We start from the raw sequence: 26,716 nt of genomic DNA, 5'->3' as shown, positions 1-26,716 counted from the left end.
TCGGCATAGATCCACAGCCCGCCATCGGCCGTCAGGGTCTCGCCCACATCCGCCGATCCGGTCACCACCGGGGGGACCAGATTGACGGGGCCGGCCTCCAGAGCGGTGCGGGCGACGATCACAGGCCATGTGCCCCGCGATGCCCACGGCTCGCTGGTGACGACTATGGGCAGGCTCGCCGCGCCGGTCGGCAGATGGATCACGACCGTCCCGTCAGCCTCGGGCGAGATGGTAACCTCCGCAGTGTCGCCGCTCACCATCACCGCGAACGTATCGCTTGCCGAGCCACCCGGATTGGTCACGGTCACGGTTGCCGTCCCGGTGAAATCTGCCTCAGGCGCGGTGCCGGTAATCATCCCGGTAGACGGGCTGATCGAGAGCCAGGACGGCCCGGTCAGCGAGTAGACGAGGTTTGAGCCAGACGCCATGAGCGCCGCATTGATGCTGATGCTGGCCCCGTAGGACGCGCTCAGGTCTTGCAGCCCAGAGATCGTCGGTGCCACATAGGTCACCGCCTGCGTCCCGGCCGAGAACGTCCGCGTGTTGCCCGCGCTGTCCGTCACCAGAACCGAGACGGCCACCGTATCGCCCTCTGCCACGACGGTGGAGGCCGCCACGGACGAGCCGTTGAGCAGGTAGGTTGCCACCGCGCTGGAGATCGTGCCCGCGCTCGACGCATAGACCCCGGCGGTGTAGGCCGAGGCGATGGTGGCGCCGGCCTCCAGCGGCGCCAGGACCGGCGCCGATGTGGCGGTGATGATCGGGGGATCGGACCTCCCCCGCTGGGTAGTCAGGCCGAGGCCGAGGCCGAGTTGCATATCAGACCCACCCCGTGATGTCGGTCGCCGTGGTGCCGGTCGCGCGGATGCGGATTGCGCGCAGGGCGTAGGTCCCGGCGGGCAGGTCGCCGGTCGTGTAGGTCGCCCCGTCCACGCCCACGAAGCTCAGCGTGCCGCCGCCGCCGAGGGTGACTGCCCGGATGGCGGTGGCGAGGTCGGTGCTGTCGGACGGCGTCACCGCGAGCGCGCCGAGCGCGGGGCTCTCAAGGCCGGACGAGTGGTGTTTGAACGGGTCGGACATTCGGATCTCCATGGGCGCGGCGCGCCATCTCGGTGATGCAGGCCGCCCAAAGCACGAGGGCGGCCCATTGCTCTTGATCGGTCACCGCCAGCACCCGAGGCGCTGGCCGGTCTCGTGGTGGGCGATCAGCGCCTCGAGCGCCGCCTCGTCGTGCGCGGCCAGATAGTCCACCGTCGCATCCGCCACGCGCACAGCGCGCCAGCCAGCGCAGCCCGCATCAGTCGCGGGGCCGCACGAGGCCAGACCTGCGAGCGCGAGCAGCGAGATCAGTGTCGTCAGCGATTTCATCTTCCACCTGTCTGCGGGTTGCTTCGGCGCTGAGGGTTCGTTCGGCCGCCTCCAGAGCGGCGGATTGGCGCCCGGCCCGGTAGAGCCCGAGCGCCGTCAGGAGCCGCAGGAGCGGCCCCACGAGCGCGGCAAGCCACGTCACTTGGTGCCCCAGATCTTGAACACGCCAAGCACGGTGCCGACCGATCCCGCCGCAGTGCCGATGAGCGCGGCGGCGCTGCCGATGTTGAAGGGGGCAATATCCACCACGCCCGTCGCCGGGTCATAGCTGGCCAGCCCGAGCACGGAGAGGATGAAGGCGCCGCCACCGAGCGCGTAGACGAGAAGACGGGAGTAGACGTTGCCCATGTCAGGCTCCTTTGCGGGTGATGAGGGATTGCACGAGGGCCACCAGCGCGGCCCACGGCGATTGCGGGGCAGGGGTGGCGACTGGCGTCAGGAAAAGTGCGCGCTCTGCCTCGCGGCGGCGGACGAGGCCGGGCAGAACCTTGCCGCCGGCTTGGTTCCACATGCGGAAGGCGTCGGCGGCCGACTGGATCTTGCCGGCGTTGAACCGCGACAGGACCGACGAGCGCCCGAAGGCGGCCGGGCCGATGTTGTAGGCGAGGCTCACCATCGCCCCGAACTCGTTCTCGTTCACGGGCGCGGTGATCATGGGCCGGATCGTCGCGGCGAACTTCTCGACCGTGCGGCGCAGATAGACCTCGGCCTGCGCCTCATCGATCACCCGCGGCTGAACCCGGATCACCAGAGCCGGGACAGCAAGACGTTCGACATCGGCCGCGCCATCCACCGCGCGGTGCTTGGCAAGGGCGGCGATTACGTCGCCTACCGGACGCAGATCGTTTCCGCCAGAATGTCCACGCCCGCGGCAAGGATCACGCCCTGCGCCGGCACGATCCCACGCGACAGGGGCCGGCCCGCTTCCTCGTCCGGCTTCTCGGCCCGGTCGCGCAGCTTCTCCCAGTCCGGCCCCTTGCTGGCCTGCTCGTAGGGCAGGCCCAGCACGTCGTTCCAGAACGTCTGTTCGGTCTGGGCGTCGACCTGCTCGGCGAGCTTCGCTTCCCCTTCCTGCGAGAGGCTGGCCGAGGTCCAGCCCATCACCTGGGCATATTCCACGGCGATCGAGGCCCAGTCCCTCTGTGGCACATAGGCCCGCCACAGGTGGAAGCCGGGATGATCCCCGGCCGGATTGTGCGCCACCCACTGTCCCGCCGCCACCATGGCGACCTTGTGGCTGTGGTCGATCACCGCTCCGCAGGCGTCGCAGGTGAAGTGAGCGGCGTGGAGTCGCTCCGGCTTCAGGTTCTTGCGGAAGTTCTCCCAGGTGAGGGGCGCCCGCGCCCCGCAGTGGGGGCATCCTCGCCCGCGCCGACCAGATCGAGAAAGGAGCCAGCCGACCAATGAGCGCATGCACTGCAACGACCGGACCCGCCGCGCAGTGCCCGCATCGCACGGACGGGTGGCGGGTGAAGCCGCTGGAGTGGGTGGATGGCCTGAGCAAGCATGTCGCTGCAAGGGCGCCGATCCCGTTCATGAATGACTGCTACACGATCTGGTCAGATTTCTCTTTGCATGGCTGCAAAGACGGCCCACGCAATGAATATCCCACCCTCGAAGCCGCCAAGGCCGCCGCGCAGGCCGACTACGAGGCCCGCATCCTCGCCGCAATCGAGCCTGCCGCGCCGACCGTGGCCGACGACTGGAACGCCGCGATCCGGGCGGCGGCGACGATCTGCAACAGGAACTATGGGAAAGGGATCGGCGAAGTCCACGCCGCCATCCTCGCTCTCCTACGCCCGGAGGACCAGCCTGCCGACGCCGGCAAACCGATCGCCGCGCCGACCGTGGCCGAGGCCTGCGCCGATCAGTGGGGCGGATGGGCAGCAGAGGAGTCCGTGGCGTGACGCACGATCCCTATCTCGACTTCCTCCGCGCCAAGGCCGCCATCGCGCCGAAGTTCGGTGGCATCCAAGTCGACGAGGCCGCCGCATGAGCCGCTCCGCATTCCGTCAGGTCGACCTGACGCGCGCGATCCGCGCCGCGAAGAACGCTGGCATGGAGGTCGGCACCTGCGAGATCCTGCCGGACGGGCGAATCGTCATCCGGGAGAGGACGAGCGCGCCGGTGACCGAGGACGCGTTCGGAGCATGGAAGGCGAAGCGTGAGGGTCGAGTTGAAGGGCGTTCATAAGGTCCGCAGCAAGCTGGCGACCGGTCAGGTCGCCGTCTACTACTACGCGTGGCGCGGTGGGCCGAGGATCGAGGCCGAGCCGGGAAGCCCGGAGTTCCTGGCCGCCTACAACGCCGCCCATGCGGCGCGCGACAAACCGACGCATCACGAGGGGACACTGCAGGCCCTGATCACCGCCTACCAGCAGACGCCCGCCTTCACCGAGTTGGCCGACGCGACTCGGCAGGGCTATGTCCGGCACATCCGCCAGATCGAGGCGGAATTCGGTGACATGCCGATCAAGGCACTGTCCGATCCCCGTGTGCGGGGCGAGTTCCTCGACTGGCGCGACCGGCTCGGGCAGAAGAGCAAGCGCAGCGCCGACTATGCCTTCTCGGTGCTGGCGCTGATCCTCGCTTGGGCCTACGACCGCCGGAAGATCCCGTCGAACCCCTGCGAGAAGCCAGGCCGCCTCTACGCCGGGTCGCGTGCCGATGACATCTGGACCGAGGCGCAGATCGACACATTCCTGAAGCAGGCGCCGAAGCCGGTCCGCCTGCCGTTCCTGCTGGCGATCTGGACCGGCCAACGCCAAGCCGACATCCTGAAGCTCACCTGGAGCGCCTACGACGGGCAGGTGATCCGGCTGAAGCAGTCGAAGACCGGGCGGCACATGGTGATCCCGGTGGCGCGGCAGCTGCGCGAGGCGCTGGAGGCGGCGAAGGCGCGGCGGAAGACGCTGACGATCTGCGAGACCTCGCGCGGCCAGCCCTGGACCAGCGATGGCTTCAAGACGAGCTTCGGCAAGGCTCAGGCGGCCGCGGGCATTGAGGACGTGACGTTCCACGATCTGCGCGGCACGGCTGTCACCCTCTTGGCGCTTGCCGGATGCAGCGTCCCCGAGATCGCCGCGCTGACCGGCCACAGTCTCAAGGATGCCGAGGCGATCCTGTCGCGGCACTACCTCGGGCGCGATCGGCGGCTCGGGGAATCGGCCATGGCGAAGCTGGAAAAGCACGGACTGGGAACGCCGACTGTAAAACGCCGTGTAAAACGGTCTGCGGTTGCTGCCGGTGAAGCTGGCTAAACTATTGATTTCCGATGGTGGCGAGGGGGGGACTTGAACCCCCGACCCCACGATTATGAGTCGTGTGCTCTAACCAACTGAGCTACCTCGCCATCGGTGCGCGATCCTCTAGGGGAAGCACCGGGAAGCGTCAAGCGCAAAAGATCGCGCCTGTGCAATCCTGCGGCCGGGCAGGCAATGGCGGATCAGGCCACGCGCGAAGGGCGGCGGCGGCGGCGGTGTCCGGGCGGAATGTTCAGCATCTCGCGGTATTTGGCGACGGTGCGGCGGGCGACGACAAAGCCCTCGGCGGCCAGCGCCTCGGTCAGCGCACCATCCGACAACGGCGCCGAGGGCGGCTCGGCTGCGACCAGCCGCGCGATGGCGGCGCGGATCGCCGCCGCCGAGGGCCCGCCCTCGCCCAGCCGGCCGCTGAACAGCCGCCGCAACCACCATGTCCCGAGTGGCGTGTCGACGCTGGCACCGGCCACCACGCGGCTGACGGTGCTTTCATGCAGATCAAGCGCATCGGCGATCTCGGCCATGGTCAGCGGCAGAAGCGCCGAAGGGCCCTGATCCAGCGCCGCCTCTTGCCGGGAAAGGATCTCGCGCGCGACGCGCAGAAGCGTCGCATTGCGGGTTTCGACCATGCGCCCCACTGCCTGCGCCTGCGCCCAGACCGCCCGTGCGGCGGGCGTTGCGGGGCGCGTGTCGGGACGGCGCACCTGCACCGACGGCAGCGCCGATCGGTTCAGCGCCACTTCCCATCCCGAAGCGCCCTTTGTGGCGATCAGGTCGGGTTCGCGGACCGGGGCGGCGCCGGGATCAAACTGCGCGCCGGGCTTCGGATCAAAGCCGCGGATCAACCGCAACCGGGCCGTGATCTCGGGTTCTTCGACCCCGCACATGCGGGCCAGCCGGCCAAAAGCCCCCTGCGCCACCAGATCGAGATGGTCGAGCATGGTCGCAAGCGTCGGGTCCAGCACATCCGCCTCGGCGGCCTGAAGGCGCAGACATTCCGACAGGTTGCGGGCAAAGATCCCGGCCGGCTCGATCCGTTGCAGGCCGAGAAGAACCGCCTCGACCTCGGCGGGCGGCCGGCCGGTCTGGCTTGCCACCTTGCGCAGATCGCCGCCCAGCCAGCCCGATGGTTCCAGCGCCTCGGCCAGGGCAATGGCGATGCGGCGCTGAGGATTGTCCGGGAACAGCCGGTCGATCTGGCCCATCACATGCGCCATCAGGCTTGGCCCTGCCGCGCCTTCGACATCGACGGGATTGGCCTCGCCCGCGGCAAGGCGGGGGATCAGGCTGCTCCAGCGCGGCAGCCAATCCTGCGGCGGCACACGTTCAAGCAGCAGATGCGGGTTCTCGGCCGCCTGCTCTTCCAGATAGCGCGACAGGCCGGCAGCATCGGCCGAAAGCAGCCGGATCGAGGCGGACAGCCCAAGGTTCAACTGCAACCTCTGGGTCTGGGCGATGCTGATGCGCTGTCTGGACTTCATTTCGCGCCAACCCTACCCGGACGGGCCCGCCCGCGCAACCATACCGCGAGTTCGCCCACGGCCGGATCGTGGATCACGTCACCCCATGACGGCGCAGGTGGTGCCGCGACTGGTGCAAAAAGATTTTCCATCTTGGGAAGTGGTCGCGATGATGGCAGGCAGCCACGCCCGGACATGGGCCTTTGGCCTAAAGAGAGGCGAACTGCGCCATGAAACTGCGGTCGATGCGATCTTTCCAGCGCCAGAGCAGCCGCCCTTGAAGCCGCAGCCCGGCCTTGTCCGCCACCGCGATCCGATCCCCGCAAGAGATCAGCTTCAGGTAATCCCGTTGCGGAAAATATTTTTTCATTTGAGCACCAGACAGCGCGGCGCGCAGGTTGTGGACCAGAAAAGGGGCCTCTCTGACGGCAAAAACCCCCGCTTTCGGGCGTGGCGCATGGGAAAGATGGGCGCAATCTCCGGCGGCGAAAACGGCAGGGTCTGACGTCTGCAAGGTCGGGCCAACAGTAACGAAACCGTTTTTCGTTATAAGCCCGGTGGCCGACAGCCATGCCTGCGGCTGCGCCCCCGCAACCGTCAGGGTAAAGTCGGATGCCACCTCGGACTCGGTCAGAACCACCCGATCCGGCAAAATCCCGGTCACATGCACCGAGGTTTTAAGCCGGACACCCAGCGCCTCCATCCGGGACAGAAGCGCCGCCCGCGCGCCCCGGCCCACCCCCGGCAGCGCGCTGGGGGCCTGTTCCAGAACCGTCATGCAGGGATCGCAGCCCGCCTGCCGCAGCCGGAACGCCGAGGCCATGGCCAGTTCCACCCCGCCGGTGCCCCCGCCGATCACCACGACCCGGGGCCGCGGCAGACCGCGGGCCACGAACGCGGCCCACCGGTCGGCATAGCTGCCAAGGGGCTTGGCCGCCACCGCGTGATCGCCGGCGCCCGGCACATCGGGCAGACCCGAGCCGATGCCAATGTCGATCGAGGCCAGATCGAAGCCCACGGCCCCCTGCCCGGCCAGAAGAACGCGCCGGCCGGTCAGATCCAGCCCCACGGCCCGGTCAAGGATCAGCCGGGCGCCGGCAAACCGCGCAAGGCGTATCAGGTCTATCATCATCGCGTCGCGGGCATAGTGGCCTGCGATATGCCCCGGCAGCATCCCGGTATAGGGCGCCGCAGGATTGGGATCGATCACCGTCAGCCGAACACCCGGCATCGGCGCCCTGCCCCACTGGCGCAGCACCAGCGCATGGGCGTGCCCCCCGCCCACCAGCACCAGATCCTTCGGCGGCGTGGCCATTCAGGCCCCGGCCAGCCGTCTGACGGCGGTCGCCAGTTCGGTGGCCAGCGCAGGCAGATCGTCAAGGGCCGCGGTTTCGATCACCGCTTGCGGCGCCGCGCCACGCTTGCGGTGGCCCAGATAGCGCGGGTCGTAGTGGCGCTCCATCAACTCGGCGGCAAGCGGCTCGAACGCACCGGCCGCGGCCATCGCGTGCCAGTCCGCGATCACACTGGCCGGATGCAGCGGGCGCAAAAGGCCGATCACGCGCGAAAGTTCCGCGCGGTCGGCGGTCAGATCGGCATAGGCGCGGGCCAGATAGCGCGCCCGCGCGGCAAGCGGCGCCGCGATCTCGATCCGGGGTGCGGCCTGCATCGCCTTCCACAGCATCGGTGGCAGGCGGCAGTTGCCGACCTTGCTCGACTCGGCCTCGACCACCACGGGCTGCGCGGGATCAAGGCGGGCCATCGCCACCGCCAGCGCGCTTTCGAACCCGCGCTGCGCGGGCTGCCCACCGGCGCGGGCCCCGAACAGCGATCCGCGGTGGTTCGCCAGACCTTCCAGATCCAGAACCTGCACCCCCAGCGCCGCCAGATGCGCCAGAACTTCGGTCTTGGCCGTGCCGGTATTGCCGTCCAGCATGACGACGGGCGAGGCCAGCGGCGTGTCGTAAAGCGCACGGGTCACAAGCCCGCGCCATGTCTTGTAGCCGCCTTCCAGCACCTCGACCCGCCAGCCGATCTGACCAAGGATCATCGCAAAGGAATTGGACCGCTGCCCGCCGCGCCAGCAATAGACCAGCGGGCGCCAGCCGCCGGGCCGGTCGGCCAGCGGGCCTTCGATATGGGCGGCGGCGTTGCGCGCGACCAGCGCGGCCCCGATCTTGCGGGCTGCGAAGGGGTTGACCTGCTTGTAGATCGTGCCGACGCGGGTGCGTTCGTCGTTGTCCAGAACCGGCAGGTTCATGGCGCCGGGAACGCGATCCTCGGCCCATTCGGCAGGCGAGCGCACATCGATCACCTCGTCGAAGCCGTGGTCGATCAGATGCGAAAGGTCTGTGCAGCGAAGCGTCATGGCCTTTCCTAGCCCGCCGCACGGCCCTTGGCCAGACGCGGCGGGCTAATGCCGGGCCGGCGGGGCGAACAGTTCGGCCTTCTTCCGCTCGGCCCATTCGCGGCCGGGATCGCCCCCCCAGAGCAGCCAGCCGACATATTCCGGCGAGGGATCGTCCTCGTTGCCGAAATTCCTGTCCTGCTTGTGGATCTCTTGGCGGTCAAAGAAATTGACCATCCGCTTGATCGTCTGCGGCGACAGCGACTTGCGCCCTTTCAGGTCACGCGCGCGGGCGACGCCGACATTGGTGCCGCCGCGCTTGTATTTGCGCCGCAGCGCAAGGCCCTTTTCAGCGACCGACGCCACCTCTTCCGGTGGCGTCAGGTCCACGTCGCGGTCCTTCATTCTGACCATCGCCTGCCTCCCTTTGGAAAACGGCTCAACGCGCTCTGGTCGTGTCAGGTTCCCGGCATCCGTCCCGTTTCACGGATCAAGGCGGCGCCCCCGACAGCGCACCCGGGCAGACTACCCTATTCCTGCGCGCGAAGCACCTGCGCAGGTCGTGCCCGCAGCGGGCGCAGCGCAAAGCCAAGCCCCGCAAGCAGCGTGGCGAGCACCCCCCCCACAACGATGGCCAGCGCCGAGACCGGCTCGAACCGATAGCTTGTGTCCATCACGAAGGTCATCACCGCCCAGCCGGCAAGGCCACCGGCAAGGATCGCGACCAACCCGGCCGCCGCCCCCAGCAGGGCCGAGCGCAGCGCGAAACTGCCAAGGATCCGCGCCCGCGTGGCGCCCAGCGTCTTCAGCACCGCCGCCTCATAGATCCTGCCGCGTTCGCCGGCCGCGGCGGCCCCGATCAGCACCACAAAGCCCGTGACCAGCGTCGCCGCCGCCGCCCATGCGGTCGCCGTGGCCATGGCCGACAGCGCCTCGGACACGCGGTCGATGGCATCCCTGACCCGGATCGCGGTGATGTTGGGATAGGCATTGGCCAGATCGCGCAGGATCTGCGCCTCGGCCGCGGGGTCAGCGTAAAGCGTGGCGATGAAGGTATGCGGCGCCCCCTGAAGCGCCGACGGGTTCATCAGCATCACGAAGCCCATCCCCGCAGTCGAGAAATCGACCTCGCGGAAGGATGTGACGCTGGCCTCGATGTCGCGGCCAAGGATGTTCACCGTCAGCCGGTCGCCCAGTTTCAGGCCGATCTCGGCGGCTTCCTCGGCGGCAAAGGAAACCTGCGCCGGACCCTGATAATCCGCGGGCCAGAAGCTGCCGGCGACCACGCGGGCCGTGTCGGGCGGGGTGGCGGCATAGGAAATGCCCCGGTCGCCGCGCACCACCCAATGCTCGCCTGCCACGTCACGCGCGGGACGACCGTTGATGCGCGACAGCACCCCGCGCAGCATCGGCGCGGCCTCGACACGGTCCACCGCGGGATCGCCTTTGACGCGGGCCAAGAAGCCGTCGATCTGGTCCTGCTGGATATCCAGAAAGAAATAGGACGGCGCGCGGTCCGGCAGGTCGCGGGTGATCGCGGCGCGCAGGTTGGCATCGATCTGGCCCACCGCGGCCAGCACCGACAGCCCAAGGCCCAGCGACAGCACCACCGACACCGCCTGTTCCCGCGGCCCGCCGATCGCGCCAAGCGCCAGCCGCAGCGCCGTGCGCCCGCGGGCAAGGCCCGAACGCGCCACCGCCCGCGCCACCCGCCGCAGGCCAAGCGCGGCCAGCATCAGCACCACCAGCGCCCCCGCGATCCCGCCCGCGCTGCCAAGCGCAAGCATCGCCGTGCCTGAAAACGCGACCGCCCCCCCCACCAGCAGCGCAGCCAGCGCCAGCAGCGCCACGATCCACGGCCAGCGCGGCCGTGCCTCGCCGCCTCCGCCGCGGTAAAGGGCCGCCGCCCGCACCCCTTCGGTGCGCGCCAGCGGCCACAGCGTGAACAAAAGCGCGGTCACGATGCCGTAGAATGCGGCCTCGGCCAGCGGGGCGGGATACAGGCCCACCACGATGGGAAACGGTAGCGAGGCCAGAATGAACGGCCGCGCGATCAGCGCCAGCGCGGCGCCCAGCACCAGCCCCGCCGCGACGCCAAGCGCGGTCAGCACGCCAATCTGCATCAGATAGGCCAGAAAGATCGTCCGCCCCTCGGCGCCCAGCGTCTTCAGCGTGGCGATGGTGGCGATCTTGCCTTCCAGATAGGCCCGCACCGCGGCCGAGATACCGACGCCGCCCACCGCCAGCCCCGCCAGTCCCACCAGCACCAGAAAAGAGCCGGTGCGTTCCACGAACCGTTCCACCCCCGGCGTTGCGCGGCGGCTGTCGGACCAGCGCATCCCCTTGCCCTGAAAGGCGGCCTCGGCCTCGGCCTGCGCAGCGGCAAGATCCGTGCCCGCGGGCAGAAGCAGACGGTATTCGGTTTCATAAAGCGTGCCGGGGCCCAACAGGCCGGACCCCTGAAGATCCGCCGTCCGCACCAGTGTCCGGGGGCCGAAGGCAAAGCCCGCGGTCGCGCTGTCGGGTTCGCGGTCGATCACCGCGCCAAGGCGGAAGCTGCGGGTGCCCAGCCGGAAGGTCTCGCCGACCGCGATCCCCAGCCGGTCGGCCAGCACACGGTCCATCACCCCGCCCGCCAGCCCGTCGGCCCCGGCCAACGCATCCTGAAGCGGAAAGGGCGGGTCCAACACCATCTCGCCCAGCAGCGGATAGGCGCCGTCGATACCCTTGACCTGCGTCAGCGCGCGATCCTCGCCCACCACGGCCATCGAGCGGAACTCGACCACCTCGGATACCGCCTGCGCCCGCGCCTCGATCCAGGCGCGTTCCTCGGGCGTGGCAAAGCGATAGGTGAATTCCATCTGCGCGTCGCCGCCCAGCAGCACCGCGCCCTGATCCTTCAGCCCGGCCTCGATCCCGGCCCGGACAAGGCCCACCGCGGCGATCGCCGCAACGCCAAGCGCAAGACAGGCCAGAAACACGCGAAAGCCGACCAGCCCGCCGCGCAACTCGCGCCGGGCGATCCGTGCCGCGACACTCATGCCACCTTCCTTTCCTCGCCGGCCACAAGCCCGTCGGCCAGCCGCACCACCCGGTCGCAACGCGCGGCCAGTTCCGGGGCATGGGTGACAAGAACCAGTGTCGCGCCGTGCCGGTCGCGCAGGCCGAACAAAAGGTCCATGATCGCGGCACCGTTCACGCCATCAAGGTTCCCCGTCGGCTCGTCGGCCAGAAGGATCGCCGGGCGCGGCGCGGCGGCACGGGCCAGCGCCACACGCTGCTGTTCGCCCCCCGACATCTGCGACGGATAATGGTCCATCCGCTGGCCCAGCCCCACGGCGCGCAGCTCGGCCTCGGCGCGGGGGAACGCGTCGGCCACCCCCGCCAGTTCCAGCGGCACGGCGACATTTTCCAGCGCGGTCATGGTGGGGATCAGGTGGAAAGACTGAAACACCACACCCATATTCCCCCGGCGGAACCGCGCCAGCGCGTCTTCGTCCATCGCCGTCAGGTCATGGCCAAGCGCACTGACATGGCCCGCGGTGGCGCGTTCAAGCCCACCCATCAGCATCAGGAGCGAGGATTTGCCCGACCCCGACGGCCCGACCAACCCCAGCGTCTCGCCGCGCCTGACATCCAGCGTGATGCCCTTCAGGATCTCGACAGGGCCCGCATTGCCCGCCAGTGTCAGCCGCGCATCCCTTAACGCCAGGATCGTCTCGCCCATGCCCCTTGCCTTTTCCAGCCTCAGACCCCGATATGGCGCACGAACAGCGATCCGCAACAGCCTGATGGCCTTGATCCTGTCCGCAACCGCCGCCACAGCCGAGCCGGTGACCATCCTTGCCCTGGGCGACAGCCTGACCGCAGGCTATGGCCTGCCGGAAGGTCAGGGCTTCGTCCCCCAGCTTCAGGCGTGGCTGACCGCGCGCGGCACGGATGCCGCAATCGTGAACGCGGGCGTCTCGGGCGACACCACCGCCGGCGGCCGCGCCCGGCTGGACTGGAGCCTGACCCCCGAGGTCGATGCGATGCTGGTGAACCTTGGCGGCAACGATCTTCTGCGCGGCATCGATCCGAAGGCAAGCCGCGAAAACCTTGAGGCGATCCTGTCCGAAGCCCGCGTCCGCGGCCTTCCCGTGCTGCTGGTGGGGCTTGAGGCGCCGGGCAACTACGGCCCCGATTTCAAGCAGGCCTTCGACGGGATGTATCGCGATCTGGCACAGACCCATGACGCCGATCTGGTCACCAGTTTCTTCGCGCCGCTGACCGCGCAGATCGACGATCCGTCCGCCCGCGCGCGGCTGATGCAGCCCGACGGCATCCACCCCAGCGCCGAAGGCGTGGCGCTGATCGTGCAAGAGATCGGCCCGCGGGTCGAGGCGCTGGCCGAACGCGCCCGACAGGGAAGCTGATGTTGGCAGGCCCCTGACGAAGGGCCCGGAGCGTTGACACTGCGCCGCAGGCGGATCATCCCTGACGAAGACGACCGGAAAGAGAAAGACAGATGATGGATACGGCCACCGCGCAAGAGCCCCGGCTTACCTCACTTGCCCATGGCGGCGGCTGCGGCTGCAAGATCGCGCCCGGCGTGCTGTCGGATCTGCTGCGCGCGGCACCGCAACTGCCGGTGCCCGAGGATCTGCTTGTCGGCATCGCCACGTCGGACGATGCGGCGGTCTGGCGGTTGAACGACGATCAGGCGCTGGTGGCCACCACCGATTTCTTCATGCCCATCGTCGACGATCCCTATGATTTCGGCCGGATCGCCGCGACCAATGCGATCAGCGATGTCTATGCCATGGGCGGGCGGCCGATCCTTGCGCTGGCGCTGGTGGGGATGCCGATCGCGGTGCTGTCCAGGGCCACCATCGGGCGCATCCTTGAAGGCGGGGCGGCGGCCTGCGCCGCGGCGGGCATCCCGATCGCGGGCGGCCATACCATCGATTCGGTCGAGCCGATCTATGGCCTTGTGGCGCTTGGCCTTGTCCACCCCGACCGGGTGCGCAAGAACGCGGCCGCCCGGCCGGGCGATGTGCTGGTTCTGGGCAAGCCCATCGGCACCGGCATCCTGTCGGCCGCGCTGAAAAAGGGCGCGCTGGACGGCGAGGGCTATGCCCAGATGATCGCCACCACCACCAAGCTGAACACCCCGGGGCCAGAGCTTGCGGCGCTGGCGGGTGTTCACGCGCTGACCGATGTCACCGGCTTCGGCCTTGCCGGCCATGCGCTGGAAATGGCCCGCGGATCGGGCTGCGAATTGCGCATCCGCTGGGACAGCGTGCCGGTCATGCCGGTCGTGCGCGGGCTGATGGCGCAGGGCTTTGTCACCGGCGCCTCGGGGCGCAACTGGGACAGCTACGGCACAAGCGTCAGCCTGTCGGCTGCCTTCCCGCTGCCCGAACGGGCGCTGCTGACCGACCCGCAGACCAGCGGCGGCCTGCTGGTCAGTTGCGCGCCATCGGCGGTGGCCGAGGTACTGGATCTGTTCCGGCGCCACGGCTTTGACGAGGCCCGCGTGATCGGAGAGGTCGCAGCCAGCGACACCCCCGGCCTGACCCTCGTCTGACTGGCGCCGTCATCAACCGGGCGGCGGCGTCGACAGCAGACTGCGCCCATGGCTGCGCCCGGCCTCGAGCAGGAAGCCCATCACCAAGCGTTCGCGCGGCAGCGGACGCACGTCGCGGTGGCAGGTCAGCCAGTAGGTCCGCCGCAGCGCGACCTCGGACGGCAGCACCAGATCCAGATCCGGACACATCGAGGCGACGTAATGGGGCAGCACGCACAGGCCCAGCCCGATGCGCGTTGCCGACAACTGATTGAAGATACTTGAACTTTTGAAATTTGCCCGGATGCCTGGATGCACCTCGCCCAGATAGTCTAGGCCCGGGGCGAAGATCATCTCCTCGATATAGCCGATGAAGGCGTGTTTCAGCAGATCCTCGCGCCGGGTGATCGGCGGATGCCGGGCAAGGTAGTCGCGGGCGCCGTAAAGATGCAGGCTGTAGTCGGTAATCTTCTCAGAGTGATAGGGGCTGGCCTTCGGCGGGTCGAGCGTCACGGTCAGATCGGCCTCGCGGCGCGACAGCGACATGATCTGCGGCAGGGTGATCAGCTCCAGCGCGATATTGGGAAAGCGCGCGGTGAACGGGCCCAGCAGCACGCGGCTGAACCAGCTGCCGAAGCCCTCGGGCACCGCCATCCGCAACACGCCGCGCTGCCCCGGCCCGTCACCCAGCAAATCGACCTGCATCCGCTCGGTCTCGGCCTCCATCCGCTCGGCGGTTTCGATCAGGCGGCGGCCGACGGGGGTCAGTTCATAGCCGCGGGGGTTGCGCTCGAACAGGCGCATCTTCAGCGCGGCTTCCAGTCGGTCGATCCGGCGCGAAACGGTGACATGGCTGGTGCGCAACTGCCGCGCGGCGCGCGACAACTGCCCGGTGCGCGCCACGGCCAGAAAGAACTGTAGATCGTCCCAGGTAAAGTTGCCCATGCGTCTCTTCCCATTTCTGTTCATAAACGGACAGAACCTGTAGCGAAATAGCTGCGACAAATTGCTTGAGTCCAGATCCGAAACGGTTGATCCTAAGCACGTCCGCACGGGAAGAGGAGCCCTTCGCGGCACATTCATGAACAGGACAGATCCGCCGGCGCCCCTTGGGCGGCGCTGGCAGGCAACTGCCCAACGGGGAGGATACATGATGCGGAAGGTTCTTCTGTCGGCGGCATCCGTCGCGGCGCTGACGTCGCCCGCGGTGGCGCAGGTCTCGGACGATGTGGTGAAGATCGGCATTCTGAACGACCAGTCGGGCGTCTACGCCGACTTTGGCGGCAAGTTCAGCTATCAGGCGGCACTGATGGCGGTCGAGGATTTTGGCGGCAAGGTGCTGGACATGCCCGTTCAGGTCGTGACCGCCGACCACCAGAACAAGCCCGACATCGCCTCGAACATCGCGCGCCAGTGGTATGACACCGAACAGGTCGACGCGATCATGGAACTGACGACCTCGTCTGTGGCGCTGGCGGTGCAGGCCCTGTCGCGCGAGAAGCAGAAGGTCACCATCACCACCGGCGCGGCCACGACCGAGCTGACCGGCGCGCAATGTTCGCCCTTCGGCTTTCACTGGGCCTATGACACCCATGCGCTGGCCATCGGCACCGGCGGCGCGCTGGTCGAACAGGGCGGCGATTCGTGGTATTTCCTGACCGCCGACTATGCCTTCGGATATTCTCTGGAAGAAAATACCGGCGCGGTGGTCAAGGATCGCGGCGGCAATGTGGTGGGCGCGGTGCGCCATCCGCTGGCCACCACCGACTTTTCGTCCTTCCTGCTTCAGGCGCAGGCGTCCGGCGCCAAGGTCATCGGGCTGGCCAATGCCGGTCTTGATACCCAGAACGCGATCAAACAGGCTGGCGAATTCGGCATCGTCCAAGGCGGCCAGCGGCTTGCGGCACTGCTGTTCACACTGGCCGAGGTGCATGGTCTGGGGATCGACTCCGCGCAGGGTCTGACGCTGACCGAAAGCTTCTACTGGAACCGCAACGAGGAAAGCGCCGCCTTCGGCAAGCGGTTCATGGAACGCACCGGCGCGATGCCGAACATGGTCCATGCCGGCACCTATTCGGCCGTCACCTCGTATCTGAAGGCGATCGAGGCCGCGGGCACCGACGCGACCGAGGCGGTCGCCGGAAAGCTGCACGAGCTGCCGGTCGAGGATGTCTTTGCCAAGGGCGGCAAGGTGGCCCAGAACGGGCGGATGATCTCGGACGTCTATCTGCTTGAGGTGAAGAAACCCGGCGACAGCGATGTTCCGTGGGATTATTTCAACGTGCTGGCCACCATTCCGGGCGATCAGGCCTATCGGAACCCGGCCGAAAGCGGCTGCCCGCTCGTCACGAACTGATCATGGGCATGGTCGCAGACCACGAGCCGCGGGTGGTGCTTTCCGCCCGCGGCCTCGGTAAGGATTTCGGCGGCTTCACGGCCGTGAACAACGTCAATCTCGATGTGCAGCACGCGCGCATCCACGCCCTGATCGGACCGAACGGGGCTGGAAAGACAACAGTTTTCAACCTGTTGACAAAGTTTCTTCAACCAACCCGCGGCCAGATCACGCTGCTTGGAACCGACATCACCCGGACACGCCCCGACAAGGTGGCGCGGATGGGGATGGTGCGATCGTTCCAGATCTCGGCGGTGTTTCCGCATCTGACGGTGCTCGAGAACGTCCGCGTGGCGCTTCAGCGCCCGGCCGAGCTGGCGGTGCAGTTCTGGCGGCCTTTGAAGACGCTGAACCAGTTGAACGGCAGAGCTGAGGTTTTGCTTGAAGATCTTGGCCTAACCCGTTGGCGTGACGCGCGGGCTGCCGATCTTTCCTATGGCCGCAAGCGCGTGCTTGAAATCGCGACCACCCTTGCGCTGGACCCCGAGGTTCTGCTGCTGGACGAGCCGATGGCCGGCATGGGGCAAGAGGATGTGCGGATGGTGGCCGAGATCATCCGCGAGGTCGCCCGCCACCGCGCCGTGCTGATGGTGGAACACAACCTGAGCGTCGTGGCCGACATCTGCCATCAGGTGACGGTGCTGCAACGGGGCGAGATCCTTGCCCATGGCGACTATGCCACCGTCAGCGCCGATCCGCGGGTGCGTTCGGCCTATATGGGAACGGAGGACTGACATGGCCCTCTTGAGCGTTGCCAACCTGCACGCCTGGTATGGCGAAAGCCACGTCCTGCATGGGGTGACCCTGTCGGTCGAGGAAGGCGAGACGATCTGCATCCTCGGCCGCAACGGCATGGGCAAGACCACCACGCTGCGCACCATCATGGGCATTCTGCGCAAGCGCAGCGGCGAGATCCGCTTTGCCGGCCAGGACATGATGACGGTGCCGCTGCACCGCACCGCCAAGGCGGGTCTGGGCTTCGTGCCCGAGGAACGCGGCATCTTTGCCACCCTGACGGTCGAGGAAAACCTGATGCTGCCGCCCGTCGTGGCCAAAGGCGGCATGACGCTAAATGAAATCTACCAGCTTTTCCCGAACCTTGAGGAACGTCGTTCAAGTCCCGGAACAAAGCTTTCGGGCGGCGAGCAACAGATGCTGGCGATGGCGCGCATCCTGCGCACCGGCGCGCGTTGCCTGCTGCTGGACGAGCCGACCGAGGGTCTGGCCCCGGTCATCATCCAGCGCATCGGCGAGGTTCTGGTGACGCTGAAGGCGCGTGGCATGACCGTGGTTCTGGTGGAACAGAACTTCCGCTTCGCCTCGAAGGTGGCGGACCGCTTCTACCTGATGGACCACGGCCAGATGGTCGCCGATTTCCCGGTGACGGATCTGCCGCAGAACATGGCGATGCTGAACACGGTGCTGGGGGTGTGACATGACGATGATCTTCGGCATCCCGATCCAGGCGCTGATGGGGCAATTGCTGGTGGGGCTGATCAACGGCTCGTTCTATGCGCTGCTGTCGCTGGGCCTTGCGGTGATCTTCGGGCTTTTGCGTGTGATCAACTTTGCCCATGGCGCGCAATACATGATGGGCGCCTTCGTGGCGCTTCTGCTGCTGACCCAGACCGGGATCGGCTACTGGCCCGCGCTGCTGATCGCGCCGCTGATCGTGGGCCTGTTCGGCGCGCTGATCGAGCGCACGATGCTGTCGCGGCTCTACAAGCTGGACCACCTTTACGGGCTTCTGTTCACCTTCGGCCTTGCGCTGACGCTGGAAGGCACGTTCCGCTGGTTCTTTGGCTCGTCCGGGCAGCCCTATGCGCCGCCGGCGGCGCTGACGGGGGCGGTGAACCTTGGCTTCATGTTCCTGCCGATCTATCGCGGCTGGGTGGTGGTGGCCTCGCTGGCCGTCTGCATCGGGGTCTGGCTGCTGATCGAAAAGACCAAGCTCGGCTCTTACCTGCGTGCCGCGACCGAGAACCCGACGCTGGTGCAAAGCTTTGGCATCAACGTGCCCTTGCTTTTGACCTTCACCTATGGCCTCGGCGCGGCGCTGGCGGGCTTTGCCGGGGTGCTGGCGGCGCCGGTCTATCAGGTCTCGCCGCTGATGGGGTCGAACCTGATCATCGTGGTCTTCGCGGTGGTGGTGGTGGGCGGCATGGGCTCGATCCTCGGCGCGATCGTCACCGGCTACATGCTGGGCATCGCCGAGGGGCTGACCAAGGTCTTCTACCCCGAGGCCTCGAACATCGTGATCTTCGTCATCATGGCCATTGTCCTGATCCTGCGGCCGGCGGGACTTTTCGGAAAGGATGCCTGACATGGCACGCGACACTTCTCACGCGGACGAGCCGGTGGCAGCGCGGCCGATGGCCGGCGCGGTCAAGATTGCGCTCCTGCTGGCTGCGGCGGGCCTGCTGATCGCGGCACCGTTCTTCCTTTACCCGATCTTCCTGATGAAGCTTCTGTGCTTCGCGCTGTTTGCCGCCGCCTTCAACCTGCTGCTGGGCTATACCGGACTTCTGTCCTTCGGCCATGCCACCTTTTTCGGCGGCTCGGCCTATTTCACCGCCCATGCGGTGAAGGTCTGGGGCTGGCCGCCGGAATTCGGCATCCTTCTGGGGGTGGCGGGGGCGGCGGCGCTTGGCCTTGTGATGGGCGCCATCGCGATCCGCCGGCAGGGGATCTATTTCGCGATGATCACCCTTGCCCTGTCCCAGATGTTCTTCTTCTTCTGCCTGCAAGCGGGCTTCACCCATGGCGAGGACGGCATCCAGTCGGTTCCCCGCGGCCACCTGTTCGGGGTGATCGACCTGTCGCAGACCACGAACATGTATTTCTTCGTGCTGGCGGTCTTTGCGCTGGGGATGCTGGTGATCTGGCGATTTGTGAACTCGCCCTTCGGCATGATCCTGAAGGCGATCCGCGAGAACGAGGCGCGGGCGATCTCGCTGGGCTATTCGGTGGCGGAATACAAGCTGGGCGCCTTCGTGATGTCGGCGGCGCTGGCGGGGCTGGCGGGGGGCGTCAAGGCGCTGGTCTTCCAGTTCGCCACCCTGACCGATGTGACATGGCAGATGTCGGGCGAGGTGATCCTGATGACGCTGCTGGGTGGCATCGGCACGCTGGTGGGCCCGGTGGTCGGCGCCGGTCTGGTGGTGACATTGCAGAACTATCTGGCGACCTCGGACTTTCCGGTGACGATCATCACCGGCCTCGTGTTCATGGCCTGCGTGCTGGTGTTCCGCCGCGGCATCGTGGGCGAGTTCTACGCCTCGCGCCTTGGCCGCGCCCTTGGCTTCACCTCGGAGCGTTGAGATGGAGGCCGATTACATCGTCGTGGGCGCCGGCAGCGCCGGCTGTGTGCTGGCCAACCGGCTGTCACAAGACCCCGGCACCCGCGTCCTGCTGATCGAGGCCGGCAAGCGCGACAACTATCACTGGGTCCACATCCCGGTGGGCTATCTCTACTGCATCAACAATCCCCGCACCGACTGGTGCTTCACCACCCAGCCCGAGGCCGGTCTGGGCGGGCGCGCCCTGATCTATCCGCGCGGCAAGGTGCTGGGGGGATGTTCGTCCATCAACGGAATGATCTACATGCGCGGTCAGGCGCAGGATTACGACGGCTGGCGCCAGATGGGCTGCACCGGCTGGGGGTGGGACGACGTGCTGCCGCTGTTCCGCCGCCAGCAGGATCACCACCTCGGCGCCAGCGAACATCACGGCGCGGGCGGCGAATGGCGGGTGGAACGTGCGCGCGTCCGCTGGGCGGTGCTGGATGCCTTCCTTGATGCTGCCGAACAGGCCGGCATTCCCCGGACATCAGATTTCAACCGCGGCTCGAACGAGGGCGGCGGCTATTTCGATGTCAACCAGCGCAGCGGCATCCGCTGGAACACCGCCAAGGCCTTCCTGCGCCCGGCCCTGAAGCGGCCGAACCTGCGTGTCATCACCGAGGCGCAGGTGGAAAGCCTGATCGTCGAGGGCGGCGAGGTCCGCGGCCTGCGCTATCGTCAAGGCGGCGCGCTGCACGAGGTCCGGGCCGCGCGCGAAACCGTGCTGTCGGCCGGGGCCATCGGCTCGCCCCATATTCTGGAACTGTCGGGAATTGGCGATCCGGCGGCGCTGAAAGCGGCGGGGATCGCGCCGCAGGTCGCGGTGCCGGGGATCGGCGCCAACCTTCAGGATCATCTGCAACTGCGCCTTGTGTTCAAGGTGCATGGCGTGCCCACCTTGAATGAAAAGGCCACAAGCCTGTTCGGTCGCGCGGCGATCGGGCTGGAATATCTGTGGCGGCGATCGGGACCGATGTCGATGGCGCCCAGTCAGGCCGGTATCTTCGCGCGGTCCGGCCCCGACAAGGCGACCCCGGATCTGGAGTTTCACGTTCAGCCGGTGTCGCTGGAAAAATTCGGCGACAAGGTCCACCCCTTCCCCGCCATGACCGCCAGCGTCTGCAACCTGCGCCCCGACAGCCGCGGCACGGTTCATGCGACCTCGCCCGATCCGCGGCATCAGCCCGCCATCGCGCCGAACTACCTGACCACCGACTCCGACCGAGAGGTGGCGGCGCGCTCGATCCGGCTGGCCCGCCACATCGCAAGCCAACCCGCCTTCGCCCGGTTTCAGCCGACGGAATACCGCCCCGGCCCCGCGTTCCAAAGCCGGGACGAGCTGATCGAGGCGGCGGGCCAGATCGGCACCACCATCTTCCACCCGGTCGGCACCTGCCGGATGGGCGCGGATGCGGGCAGCGTGGTGGACCCACGGCTGCGGTTTCGCGCGCTGGGGCGACTGCGGATCGCGGATGCGTCGATCATGCCGACGATCACTTCGGGAAACACCAATTCCCCGACCCTGATGATCGCTGAAAAGGCGGCCGAGATGATCCTTGCCGATGCGCGGGGCGCATAGGCAAGGATCGGGCTTTCCGATCCCTCGGACCAGCCGGGTCTGGCGGCTGCGCCGCCCTTCCCGATCGCTCAGACCAGCCCTTCGGCCTTGGCCCAGTCGCCGGTGCGGGTGATGGCGCGGCCCATCCGCGCAATGATGCGGGCGATATCGGCATCCGTCACGATCAGCGGCGGGCACAGCGCCAGCGTATCGCCAAGGGCGCGGCAGATCAGGCCTTCCTCGGCGGCGAAGGCGGCGGCGCGGGCTCCGACCCGGCCCAACGGATCAAAGCTGCGCTTCGTCGCCTTGTCTGCCACCAGTTCGATGGCCGCGATCAGCCCCATGCCCCGCACCTCGCCCACCAGCGGCAGATCGGCAAAGGCGCGCAACCCGTTCTGGAACGAAGGCGCCAGCCGGGCGGCATTGCCGACCAGATCGCGTTCCTCGATGATCTTCAGGTTCTCGAGTCCGACCGCGGTCGCGACCGGATGGCCCGAAGCGGTAAAGCCATGGCCCAGCGTTCCGAGTTTGTCGCTGTGATCGGCAATGACGTCATAGATCGCCTCGGTCATCACCACGGCGGCCAGCGGCATGTAGGACGAGGTCAACTGTTTCGAGGTCACAAGAATATCGGGGGTGAAGCCCATCCGTTCGCAGCCGAAGGTGGTGCCCAGCCGGCCAAAGCCGTTGATGACCTCATCCGCGACGATCAGGATGTCATACCGCCGGCACAGCGCCTCGATTCCTTCCCAGTAGCCTTCGGGCGGCACGATCACCCCGCCCGCGCCCATCACCGGCTCGCCGATGAAGGCGGCGATGGTGTCGGGATCTTCGGCCAGAATGGTTTCCTCGGCCTCGCGCAGCAGGCGGGCGGTAAAAGCGGCCTCGGATTCGCCCGGATGGCCAAAACGCCAGTGATGCGGGCAGGTCAGATGCACCACCGGGATCGCCGGCAGATCGAAATCACGGTGATTCACCGGCAGCCCGGTCAGCGACCCCGAGGCCACCGTGATGCCGTGATAGCCCTTGTGCCGCGACAGGAACTTTTTCTTCTTCGGCCGGCCTTGCGCGTTCATCATGAACCAGACCAGCTTCACCACCGTGTCGTTCGCTTCCGACCCCGAGTTGGTGAAGAACACGCGCGTCAGCGGGTCGGGTGTCATCTCGACCAGCTTTTCGGCCAGCCGGATCGCGGGCTCGTTCGCCTTGCCGGCGAAGGTGTGGTAAAATGGCAGTTCGGCCATCTGGCGGGCCGCGGCCTCGGCCAGACGCGGTTCGGAAAAGCCCACGGCCACGGACCACAGCCCGGCCAGCCCTTCGATGTATTCCTTGCCCTCGCTGTCATAGACATGCACGCCCGCACCCCGGGCCATGATGATCGGCCCGTTGCGTTCATGCGCGCGGGCGTTGGTGTAGGGGTGCAGCGAGTGGGCAATATCGGCAGCGGCGAGCGAGTTGGAAAGCTTTGTCATCGGGGGCTCTTGTCACGCGGGTGGCTTCATCGGGCTTACCCTGCCGCCTGCGGCTTGTCGACGCTGCCGCAGCGTCCCAAGGCATTTTTCGGTTGATTCGCGGTTTTTCCCGCGAAGGCCGGCCTTAGACCGCCGCACGCGGGGACAGGCGGGCGAAGGTGAAGGCCGCCGCCCAGCCGGTCAGATAGCCGCCCAGATGGGCCTGCCACGCCAGACCGCCGCCAAGGAACAGCCACAGCGCGACGTTGATCAGCACAAGCCCCGCCACCGTGGCCAGAACCGGGCGCAGCGGCAGCCCCGCGCGCAGCCGGGCGGTGAAATCCCACGCATTCCACAGCCCGAAAAACCCGAAGGCCGCACCCGAGGCCCCGATCATCGGCCCGCTTGCGCTGGACAAAAGCGCAAATGCCGCCGCCCCCGCGATGGCCGACAGCGCGAACAGGGCCAGCGTCCGAACCGCCCCCGCCCGTTCCCCCAGCGCCTTTCCCAGCGCCAGCAGGATCACCCCGTTCATTGCCACATGCCCAAGGCTGCCATGAAGGAAGGCATGGCTTAGAAACATCACGAACCGCTGGCCGGGATACAGCCCCTCGGCCCCCGGAACCAGCAGGGGCGGCCAGAACGCGCCCAGCATGAAGGCCCCCACCCGCAGGCCCGGCTGGCCGACAAGGCCCGCCTCGGCTGCGGTCAGGACCAGTTCGATCGCGACCAGCAGGCCGACAAGCACCCACAGATAACCGGGTGCCCCGGCAGAGCCGGACCCGGGTCGGGGCGCGCGGGGGATTGGTGATCTCATGGCCGGCAAGATAGGGCACCGCGCGGGCGGCGAGAAGGCCAGCGTTGCGGAAATCGGGCAAGCCCCGCAGGAAAGGCACCTGCCGCCCACGGGTAGGCCCGGCCGCGACAGGCGGCGCGGGCCGCGGGCATCAGCCGGCCGTCGCGGCCTTGTCGGCCTGCCAACCGTCTTCCATCAGCAGATCGTCCAGCGCCAACCGCTGCCGCCAACCCTTCAGCGCCAGTTCCGGCGCGGTATAGAACCGATCCACATGGCCGATGCACAGATAGGCCACTATGCGCACCCGATCGGGGATGCCAAGGACGGCGCGCAGTTCGTCCTCGCGATAGATGCTGACCCAGCCCACGCCCAGCCCCTCGGCCCGGGCGGCCAGCCACAGGTTCTGCACCGCGCAGACGGTGGAATACAGGTCCATCTCGGCGTTGTGGGTGCGGCCCAGCACCACCGGGCCGCAGCGGTCGCGGTCGCAGGTGACGGCGATGTTCAGCGGCGCCTTCAGGATGCCTTCCAGCTTCAAGGACCGATAGGTGTCGCGCTTGTCTTCGGGGAACAGCGCGGCGGCCTCGTCGTTGGCGCGCAGGAAGGCCTGATGCACAGCGGCACGGCGGGCCGCATCGCGGATCAGGATGAAGTTCCACGGCTGCATGAAGCCGACCGAGGGGGCCAGATGTGCGGCCTCAAGCACGCGGCGCAGCGCGGCAGGGTCCACCGGATCGGGCAGGAACTCGTCGCGCACGTCGCGACGCTCGGCGATGATGTCGTAAAGCGCCTGCCTTTCAGCGTCGCTGAAACGGCGGGCAGGAAGCGGAAGCACCCGATCGGGTGCCGAAGAGGATGCCGACATGTCGTCTGGTCCTTTGGCCATGATGATCCCGCCGCCGTCCACGCGGCAGGAACCTCTTTGCCGGGCCGGTCTTCTGGCTTCGGTTCATCTGCCGCAGGCGCCTTCCCGGTTGCCCGGTGGCATCGTGCCTGAAACATCCCCGATACAGCGGCGGGCCCGCGCCGGATTTCCACCGGCTTCCCGATTCTCCGCCTTGCGGCGGCACCCGGCGGGTGCGTCAGACCAGATCGGCGGGGCGAATGCAACGCCCCGGGCGCGGACGCAACCGCGCGCCTTGGCCCGAAAAATGGGCAAGGCGGGGCCTGCGCCATAAATAGCCATGTGCAGCGGCGCCGAACTCTTGGATAATGCAATGGCCAAAGCCATGTGAAGGGCGTGACAAGCGTCCGGTCAGCCAGCCCGGTGTGCCATTTGTGAAGTGACGAGGTGCCACAATGTCGAGTGAGGCTTTGACCGACCAGACCCCGCAGTGGGCGGTGGCAGCCAAATGTCCGTTCCATGCAACCCATGGCGCGGCGCTGGCAAAAGCGGCGGCCGGCAGGGCCGCACCCGATCCGGCGCGGGTGGCCTCGGCGCTGGTCGATTTCCTTGCAACCGGCTTTGGCCGCTATGGCGGGACGGTCTGCCTTGCCGCCGATGCGCCTGTGCCTGTGCCCGCGGACCGGATGCTGATCACCGTCGAGGCAGTGGCGGACGGCGATCTGCACCTGACGCTGCATCTGCCGGGCGGCGATGCGCTGAAGCTCGACATGATGGATCTGGGGATTTACCGGATGCTGGGCGGGGGTCTGCCGATGCCGGGCGGGCCGGTGCGCATCCTGCCGCTGCCCTCACGCTCGCGCGTGCGTGCGGGCGGTGCCTTCCTTGAGAAGGTGGTGATTTACCGCATCGCCGAACTGCCCGAGCCCGACCCCGACGAACTGGCGATGGGCGGCTGACCATCCCCCGCCCGTGCTTTGCCCCCGCCCAAGCGGGAAAGTGGCACGCTGCCTGCGGTGGCTTGGGTCAATTGCCGCTTTGCCCCCGCCCAAGCGGGAAAGTGCCGCGCTTGATCGGGTTACCCGCGCCCATGCGGGGCATCGAAGTCGATCAGCGGGTTGATCGGCACGATGCGGTGCGGGTTTATCGTGTCGTGGCTGAAGTGATAGTGCCGCACGATATGATCCAGGCGCACCGTCTCGCGCACACCCGGCCACTGGTAAAGCTCGCGCGTGTAGGCCCAGAGGTCGGGATAGTCGATCAGCCGTCGGCGGTTGCATTTGAAATGCAGGTGATAGACCGGATCGAACCGGACCAGCGTGGTGAACAGCCGCCAGTCGGCCTCGGTCACCCGGTCGCCCAACAGATAGCGGTGGCGGCCCAGATGCGCGTCAAGCCAGTCCAGCGTGTCAAACAGCAGGTGCACCGCCTCGTCATAGGCCGCTTGTGTGGTGGCAAAGCCCGCGCGATAGACGCCGTTGTTGACCGCAGGATAGATCCGGGCGTTCATCGCCTCGATCCCGTCGCGCAGGGCTTCGGGCCGGAAATCGGCGCGGTTCCCGGTCAGCCCGTCGAAGGCCGAATTGAACATGCGGATGATTTCCGAGGATTCGTTGCTGACGATGGTGCCCTGCGCGCGATCCCACAGCACCGGCACCGTCACCCGCCCCGAGATGTCAGGCACCGCGCGGGTATAGATGTCGCGCAGAAAGGGCAGCCCGAACAGCCGGTCGCCGGTCGTGCCGGGAAAGTCGGTGGCAAAGGTCCAGCCGTCATCCAGCATGTCGGGATGAACCACAGAAACGCCGATGTGATCGCCCAGCCCCTTCAGTGCGCGAAAGATCAGCGTCCGGTGCGCCCAAGGGCAAGCGTAAGAGACATACAGGTGATAACGCCCGCTTTCGGCGGCAAAGCCGCCGCTGCCGGATGGGCCGGGGCTGCCGTCGGGCGTGATCCAGTTGCGAAAGCGGGCGGTGTCGCGCACGAACGCGCCGCCGCTGGCGCCGGTGTCATACCAGGCGGGGGTCCAGTGGCCGTCGATCAGCTGTCCCATGTCGATCCTCCGGGGTGGCGGGAAGGGCGATAGCCGTCACGAAGCAGGCAACGCCGGACCCGGCCCTTTGTCACCGCCCACACCGTCGGCTACATGGGAAGGATAGGGTGCGGCGACGGGCTCGGCCATCTTCACGGATGCAGAGAGGCTGTGCGCAGGTGGCGCGGACCTTGTGCCGAACGGGCGCAGGCCCGCGGAAACGGGGGCCGGACCCCGCCGCCCCATCCCGGACGCGCAGCGCCCGTGCCGGTCTGCCCGCGAAGGCCCGGAGGTTGCGGGATCGGACCGGGGCGGCC

The 26,716-nt window shown here is 67.6% G+C and carries 29 protein-coding genes, 1 tRNA gene and 1 riboswitch; of the genes, 12 read left to right on the top strand and 18 right to left on the bottom strand.

The window, feature by feature from the left end:
• From CRO07_RS11795 to CRO07_RS11770, 6 genes are all read right to left on the bottom strand, one after another.
• A partial coding sequence (locus CRO07_RS11795; RefSeq protein ID WP_176504561.1) for a putative Ig domain-containing protein occupies positions 1-818 on the bottom strand: 818 nt, incomplete at its 3' end.
• Position 819: 1 nt separating this feature from the next.
• The gene (locus CRO07_RS11790; RefSeq protein WP_097030895.1) at positions 820-1,080 is read right to left on the bottom strand and encodes a spike base protein, RCAP_Rcc01079 family; all 261 of its coding nucleotides are present in this window, start codon (positions 1,078-1,080) and stop codon (positions 820-822) included.
• Positions 1,081-1,161: 81 nt separating this feature from the next.
• Complete coding sequence (locus CRO07_RS11785) at positions 1,162-1,368, bottom strand: hypothetical protein (protein WP_097030884.1); 207 nt, start codon at positions 1,366-1,368, stop codon at positions 1,162-1,164.
• Positions 1,369-1,506: 138 nt separating this feature from the next.
• Positions 1,507-1,716, bottom strand: a complete 210-nt coding sequence (locus CRO07_RS11780; protein WP_097030883.1) for a hypothetical protein — start codon at positions 1,714-1,716, stop codon at positions 1,507-1,509.
• 1 nt (position 1,717) lies between these two features.
• Positions 1,718-2,161 (bottom strand): lysozyme, encoded by a 444-nt coding sequence (locus tag CRO07_RS11775; RefSeq protein WP_204840011.1) that lies wholly within the window; start codon positions 2,159-2,161, stop codon positions 1,718-1,720.
• Between the two features lie 35 nt (positions 2,162-2,196).
• Positions 2,197-2,781 carry a terminase gpA endonuclease subunit gene (locus CRO07_RS11770; protein WP_097030882.1) on the bottom strand — a complete coding sequence of 195 codons (585 nt, stop codon included), beginning with the start codon at positions 2,779-2,781 and terminating at the stop codon, positions 2,197-2,199.
• Positions 2,782-2,837: 56 nt separating this feature from the next.
• Between CRO07_RS11770 and CRO07_RS11765 the strand changes: the two genes are divergently transcribed.
• The 3 genes from CRO07_RS11765 (at position 2,838) to CRO07_RS11755 (ending at position 4,627) form a co-directional block, all read left to right on the top strand.
• Positions 2,838-3,275 (top strand): hypothetical protein, encoded by a 438-nt coding sequence (locus CRO07_RS11765; protein ID WP_097030881.1) that lies wholly within the window; start codon positions 2,838-2,840, stop codon positions 3,273-3,275.
• Between the two features lie 85 nt (positions 3,276-3,360).
• Complete coding sequence (locus CRO07_RS11760; RefSeq protein ID WP_097030880.1) at positions 3,361-3,561, top strand: hypothetical protein; 201 nt, start codon at positions 3,361-3,363, stop codon at positions 3,559-3,561.
• A complete protein-coding gene (locus CRO07_RS11755) occupies positions 3,533-4,627 on the top strand; it encodes a tyrosine-type recombinase/integrase (RefSeq protein ID WP_097030879.1) in 1,095 nt (364 codons plus the stop codon). Before CRO07_RS11760 ends, CRO07_RS11755 begins: the two co-directional genes overlap by 29 nt.
• 15 nt (positions 4,628-4,642) lie before the next feature.
• Here the strand turns inward: CRO07_RS11755 and CRO07_RS11750 are convergent.
• The 7 genes from CRO07_RS11750 to CRO07_RS11720 form a co-directional block, all read right to left on the bottom strand.
• Positions 4,643-4,719 (bottom strand) — tRNA-Met (locus CRO07_RS11750).
• A gap of 93 nt (positions 4,720-4,812) precedes the next feature.
• Entirely contained in the window at positions 4,813-6,108 is a 1,296-nt protein-coding gene (gene rpoN / locus CRO07_RS11745) for an RNA polymerase factor sigma-54 (protein ID WP_097030878.1), read from the bottom strand.
• A 187-nt stretch (positions 6,109-6,295) separates the two neighbouring features.
• Positions 6,296-7,402, bottom strand: coding sequence for an FAD-dependent oxidoreductase (locus CRO07_RS11740; RefSeq protein WP_097030877.1), 1,107 nt, complete (start codon positions 7,400-7,402; stop codon positions 6,296-6,298).
• Positions 7,403-8,455 carry a tRNA 2-selenouridine(34) synthase MnmH gene (gene mnmH, locus CRO07_RS11735; protein WP_097030876.1) on the bottom strand — a complete coding sequence of 351 codons (1,053 nt, stop codon included), beginning with the start codon at positions 8,453-8,455 and terminating at the stop codon, positions 7,403-7,405. It abuts the gene before it with no gap.
• 45 nt (positions 8,456-8,500) lie between these two features.
• Entirely contained in the window at positions 8,501-8,848 is a 348-nt protein-coding gene (locus tag CRO07_RS11730) for a hypothetical protein (RefSeq protein WP_097030875.1), read from the bottom strand.
• A gap of 116 nt (positions 8,849-8,964) precedes the next feature.
• Entirely contained in the window at positions 8,965-11,475 is a 2,511-nt protein-coding gene (locus tag CRO07_RS11725) for an ABC transporter permease (RefSeq protein WP_097030874.1), read from the bottom strand.
• Positions 11,472-12,161 (bottom strand): ABC transporter ATP-binding protein, encoded by a 690-nt coding sequence (locus CRO07_RS11720; protein WP_097030873.1) that lies wholly within the window; start codon positions 12,159-12,161, stop codon positions 11,472-11,474. The genes CRO07_RS11725 and CRO07_RS11720 overlap by 4 nt, the downstream gene beginning before the upstream one ends.
• Here CRO07_RS11720 and CRO07_RS11715 point away from each other — a divergent pair.
• Positions 12,160-12,849, top strand: coding sequence for an arylesterase (locus tag CRO07_RS11715; RefSeq protein WP_097030872.1), 690 nt, complete (start codon positions 12,160-12,162; stop codon positions 12,847-12,849). The genes CRO07_RS11720 and CRO07_RS11715 overlap by 2 nt on opposite strands.
• Positions 12,850-12,941: 92 nt before the next feature.
• Positions 12,942-14,003, top strand: coding sequence for a selenide, water dikinase SelD (gene selD, locus CRO07_RS11710; RefSeq protein ID WP_204840010.1), 1,062 nt, complete (start codon positions 12,942-12,944; stop codon positions 14,001-14,003).
• Positions 14,004-14,015: 12 nt separating this feature from the next.
• Here selD and CRO07_RS11705 read toward each other — a convergent pair whose 3' ends face one another.
• Positions 14,016-14,927: a LysR family transcriptional regulator gene (locus CRO07_RS11705; protein ID WP_097030871.1), complete on the bottom strand. Its 912-nt coding sequence runs from the start codon at positions 14,925-14,927 to the stop codon at positions 14,016-14,018.
• A gap of 208 nt (positions 14,928-15,135) precedes the next feature.
• Between CRO07_RS11705 and CRO07_RS11700 the strand changes: the two genes are divergently transcribed.
• From CRO07_RS11700 to CRO07_RS11675, 6 genes are read left to right on the top strand one after another with little or no spacing between them, the layout of a single operon-like run.
• Positions 15,136-16,338 carry an ABC transporter substrate-binding protein gene (locus CRO07_RS11700; protein ID WP_204840009.1) on the top strand — a complete coding sequence of 401 codons (1,203 nt, stop codon included), beginning with the start codon at positions 15,136-15,138 and terminating at the stop codon, positions 16,336-16,338.
• A 2-nt stretch (positions 16,339-16,340) separates the two neighbouring features.
• Positions 16,341-17,111 carry an ABC transporter ATP-binding protein gene (locus CRO07_RS11695; RefSeq protein WP_097030869.1) on the top strand — a complete coding sequence of 257 codons (771 nt, stop codon included), beginning with the start codon at positions 16,341-16,343 and terminating at the stop codon, positions 17,109-17,111.
• A 1-nt stretch (position 17,112) separates the two neighbouring features.
• The gene (locus CRO07_RS11690) at positions 17,113-17,811 is read left to right on the top strand and encodes an ABC transporter ATP-binding protein (protein WP_097030868.1); all 699 of its coding nucleotides are present in this window, start codon (positions 17,113-17,115) and stop codon (positions 17,809-17,811) included.
• Between the two features lies 1 nt (position 17,812).
• Positions 17,813-18,700 carry a branched-chain amino acid ABC transporter permease gene (locus CRO07_RS11685; RefSeq protein ID WP_097030867.1) on the top strand — a complete coding sequence of 296 codons (888 nt, stop codon included), beginning with the start codon at positions 17,813-17,815 and terminating at the stop codon, positions 18,698-18,700.
• A gap of 1 nt (position 18,701) precedes the next feature.
• Positions 18,702-19,697 (top strand): branched-chain amino acid ABC transporter permease, encoded by a 996-nt coding sequence (locus tag CRO07_RS11680; protein ID WP_097030866.1) that lies wholly within the window; start codon positions 18,702-18,704, stop codon positions 19,695-19,697.
• 1 nt (position 19,698) lies between these two features.
• Positions 19,699-21,297 carry a GMC family oxidoreductase gene (locus CRO07_RS11675; protein ID WP_097030865.1) on the top strand — a complete coding sequence of 533 codons (1,599 nt, stop codon included), beginning with the start codon at positions 19,699-19,701 and terminating at the stop codon, positions 21,295-21,297.
• A 68-nt stretch (positions 21,298-21,365) separates the two neighbouring features.
• On the opposite strand, the gene CRO07_RS11670 is transcribed toward CRO07_RS11675, so the two are convergent.
• The 3 genes from CRO07_RS11670 to bluB all read right to left on the bottom strand — a co-directional run bounded on the left by CRO07_RS11670 (position 21,366) and on the right by bluB (position 24,388).
• Complete coding sequence (locus CRO07_RS11670; protein ID WP_097030864.1) at positions 21,366-22,748, bottom strand: aspartate aminotransferase family protein; 1,383 nt, start codon at positions 22,746-22,748, stop codon at positions 21,366-21,368.
• 124 nt (positions 22,749-22,872) lie between these two features.
• Positions 22,873-23,475, bottom strand: coding sequence for a rhomboid family intramembrane serine protease (locus tag CRO07_RS11665; RefSeq protein ID WP_235840991.1), 603 nt, complete (start codon positions 23,473-23,475; stop codon positions 22,873-22,875).
• A 199-nt stretch (positions 23,476-23,674) separates the two neighbouring features.
• The gene (bluB, locus tag CRO07_RS11660) at positions 23,675-24,388 is read right to left on the bottom strand and encodes a 5,6-dimethylbenzimidazole synthase (RefSeq protein ID WP_097030862.1); all 714 of its coding nucleotides are present in this window, start codon (positions 24,386-24,388) and stop codon (positions 23,675-23,677) included.
• Between the two features lie 46 nt (positions 24,389-24,434).
• A riboswitch (cobalamin riboswitch) is annotated at positions 24,435-24,611 on the bottom strand.
• Positions 24,612-24,822: 211 nt separating this feature from the next.
• Between bluB and CRO07_RS11655 the strand changes: the two genes are divergently transcribed.
• Entirely contained in the window at positions 24,823-25,326 is a 504-nt protein-coding gene (locus CRO07_RS11655) for a hypothetical protein (RefSeq protein ID WP_235840990.1), read from the top strand.
• 119 nt (positions 25,327-25,445) lie between these two features.
• Here the strand turns inward: CRO07_RS11655 and CRO07_RS11650 are convergent, their stop codons facing one another.
• Complete coding sequence (locus tag CRO07_RS11650; RefSeq protein ID WP_097030861.1) at positions 25,446-26,420, bottom strand: glutathione S-transferase family protein; 975 nt, start codon at positions 26,418-26,420, stop codon at positions 25,446-25,448.
• Positions 26,421-26,716 lie beyond the last annotated feature (296 nt).

This window comes from Cereibacter ovatus, assembly GCF_900207575.1.
GTDB lineage: Bacteria > Pseudomonadota > Alphaproteobacteria > Rhodobacterales > Rhodobacteraceae > Cereibacter_A > Cereibacter_A ovatus.
This window is presented reverse-complemented; position numbering and strand designations above follow the sequence as displayed.

What these genes read in the sequence shown, in the direction of transcription:
- CRO07_RS11705 (WP_097030871.1), bottom strand. Translation starts at nt 14,927, where the DNA reads ATGGGCAACTTTACCTGGGACGATCTACAGTTCTTTCTGGCCGTGGCG.
- CRO07_RS11720 (WP_097030873.1), bottom strand. Translation starts at nt 12,161, where the DNA reads ATGGGCGAGACGATCCTGGCGTTAAGGGATGCGCGGCTGACACTGGCG.
- CRO07_RS11715 (WP_097030872.1), top strand. Translation starts at nt 12,160, where the DNA reads ATGCCCCTTGCCTTTTCCAGCCTCAGACCCCGATATGGCGCACGAACA.
- CRO07_RS11770 (WP_097030882.1), bottom strand. Translation starts at nt 2,781, where the DNA reads ATGCGCTCATTGGTCGGCTGGCTCCTTTCTCGATCTGGTCGGCGCGGG.
- CRO07_RS11730 (WP_097030875.1), bottom strand. Translation starts at nt 8,848, where the DNA reads ATGGTCAGAATGAAGGACCGCGACGTGGACCTGACGCCACCGGAAGAG.
- CRO07_RS11790 (WP_097030895.1), bottom strand. Translation starts at nt 1,080, where the DNA reads ATGTCCGACCCGTTCAAACACCACTCGTCCGGCCTTGAGAGCCCCGCG.
- CRO07_RS11725 (WP_097030874.1), bottom strand. Translation starts at nt 11,475, where the DNA reads ATGAGTGTCGCGGCACGGATCGCCCGGCGCGAGTTGCGCGGCGGGCTG.
- selD (WP_204840010.1), top strand. Translation starts at nt 12,942, where the DNA reads ATGATGGATACGGCCACCGCGCAAGAGCCCCGGCTTACCTCACTTGCC.
- mnmH (WP_097030876.1), bottom strand. Translation starts at nt 8,455, where the DNA reads ATGACGCTTCGCTGCACAGACCTTTCGCATCTGATCGACCACGGCTTC.
- CRO07_RS11780 (WP_097030883.1), bottom strand. Translation starts at nt 1,716, where the DNA reads ATGGGCAACGTCTACTCCCGTCTTCTCGTCTACGCGCTCGGTGGCGGC.
- CRO07_RS11690 (WP_097030868.1), top strand. Translation starts at nt 17,113, where the DNA reads ATGGCCCTCTTGAGCGTTGCCAACCTGCACGCCTGGTATGGCGAAAGC.
- CRO07_RS11650 (WP_097030861.1), bottom strand. Translation starts at nt 26,420, where the DNA reads ATGGGACAGCTGATCGACGGCCACTGGACCCCCGCCTGGTATGACACC.
- CRO07_RS11695 (WP_097030869.1), top strand. Translation starts at nt 16,341, where the DNA reads ATGGGCATGGTCGCAGACCACGAGCCGCGGGTGGTGCTTTCCGCCCGC.
- CRO07_RS11760 (WP_097030880.1), top strand. Translation starts at nt 3,361, where the DNA reads ATGAGCCGCTCCGCATTCCGTCAGGTCGACCTGACGCGCGCGATCCGC.
- CRO07_RS11675 (WP_097030865.1), top strand. Translation starts at nt 19,699, where the DNA reads ATGGAGGCCGATTACATCGTCGTGGGCGCCGGCAGCGCCGGCTGTGTG.
- bluB (WP_097030862.1), bottom strand. Translation starts at nt 24,388, where the DNA reads ATGTCGGCATCCTCTTCGGCACCCGATCGGGTGCTTCCGCTTCCTGCC.
- CRO07_RS11670 (WP_097030864.1), bottom strand. Translation starts at nt 22,748, where the DNA reads ATGACAAAGCTTTCCAACTCGCTCGCCGCTGCCGATATTGCCCACTCG.
- CRO07_RS11685 (WP_097030867.1), top strand. Translation starts at nt 17,813, where the DNA reads ATGACGATGATCTTCGGCATCCCGATCCAGGCGCTGATGGGGCAATTG.
- rpoN (WP_097030878.1), bottom strand. Translation starts at nt 6,108, where the DNA reads ATGAAGTCCAGACAGCGCATCAGCATCGCCCAGACCCAGAGGTTGCAG.
- CRO07_RS11785 (WP_097030884.1), bottom strand. Translation starts at nt 1,368, where the DNA reads ATGAAATCGCTGACGACACTGATCTCGCTGCTCGCGCTCGCAGGTCTG.
- CRO07_RS11680 (WP_097030866.1), top strand. Translation starts at nt 18,702, where the DNA reads ATGGCACGCGACACTTCTCACGCGGACGAGCCGGTGGCAGCGCGGCCG.
- CRO07_RS11740 (WP_097030877.1), bottom strand. Translation starts at nt 7,402, where the DNA reads ATGGCCACGCCGCCGAAGGATCTGGTGCTGGTGGGCGGGGGGCACGCC.
- CRO07_RS11655 (WP_235840990.1), top strand. Translation starts at nt 24,823, where the DNA reads ATGTCGAGTGAGGCTTTGACCGACCAGACCCCGCAGTGGGCGGTGGCA.
- CRO07_RS11700 (WP_204840009.1), top strand. Translation starts at nt 15,136, where the DNA reads ATGCGGAAGGTTCTTCTGTCGGCGGCATCCGTCGCGGCGCTGACGTCG.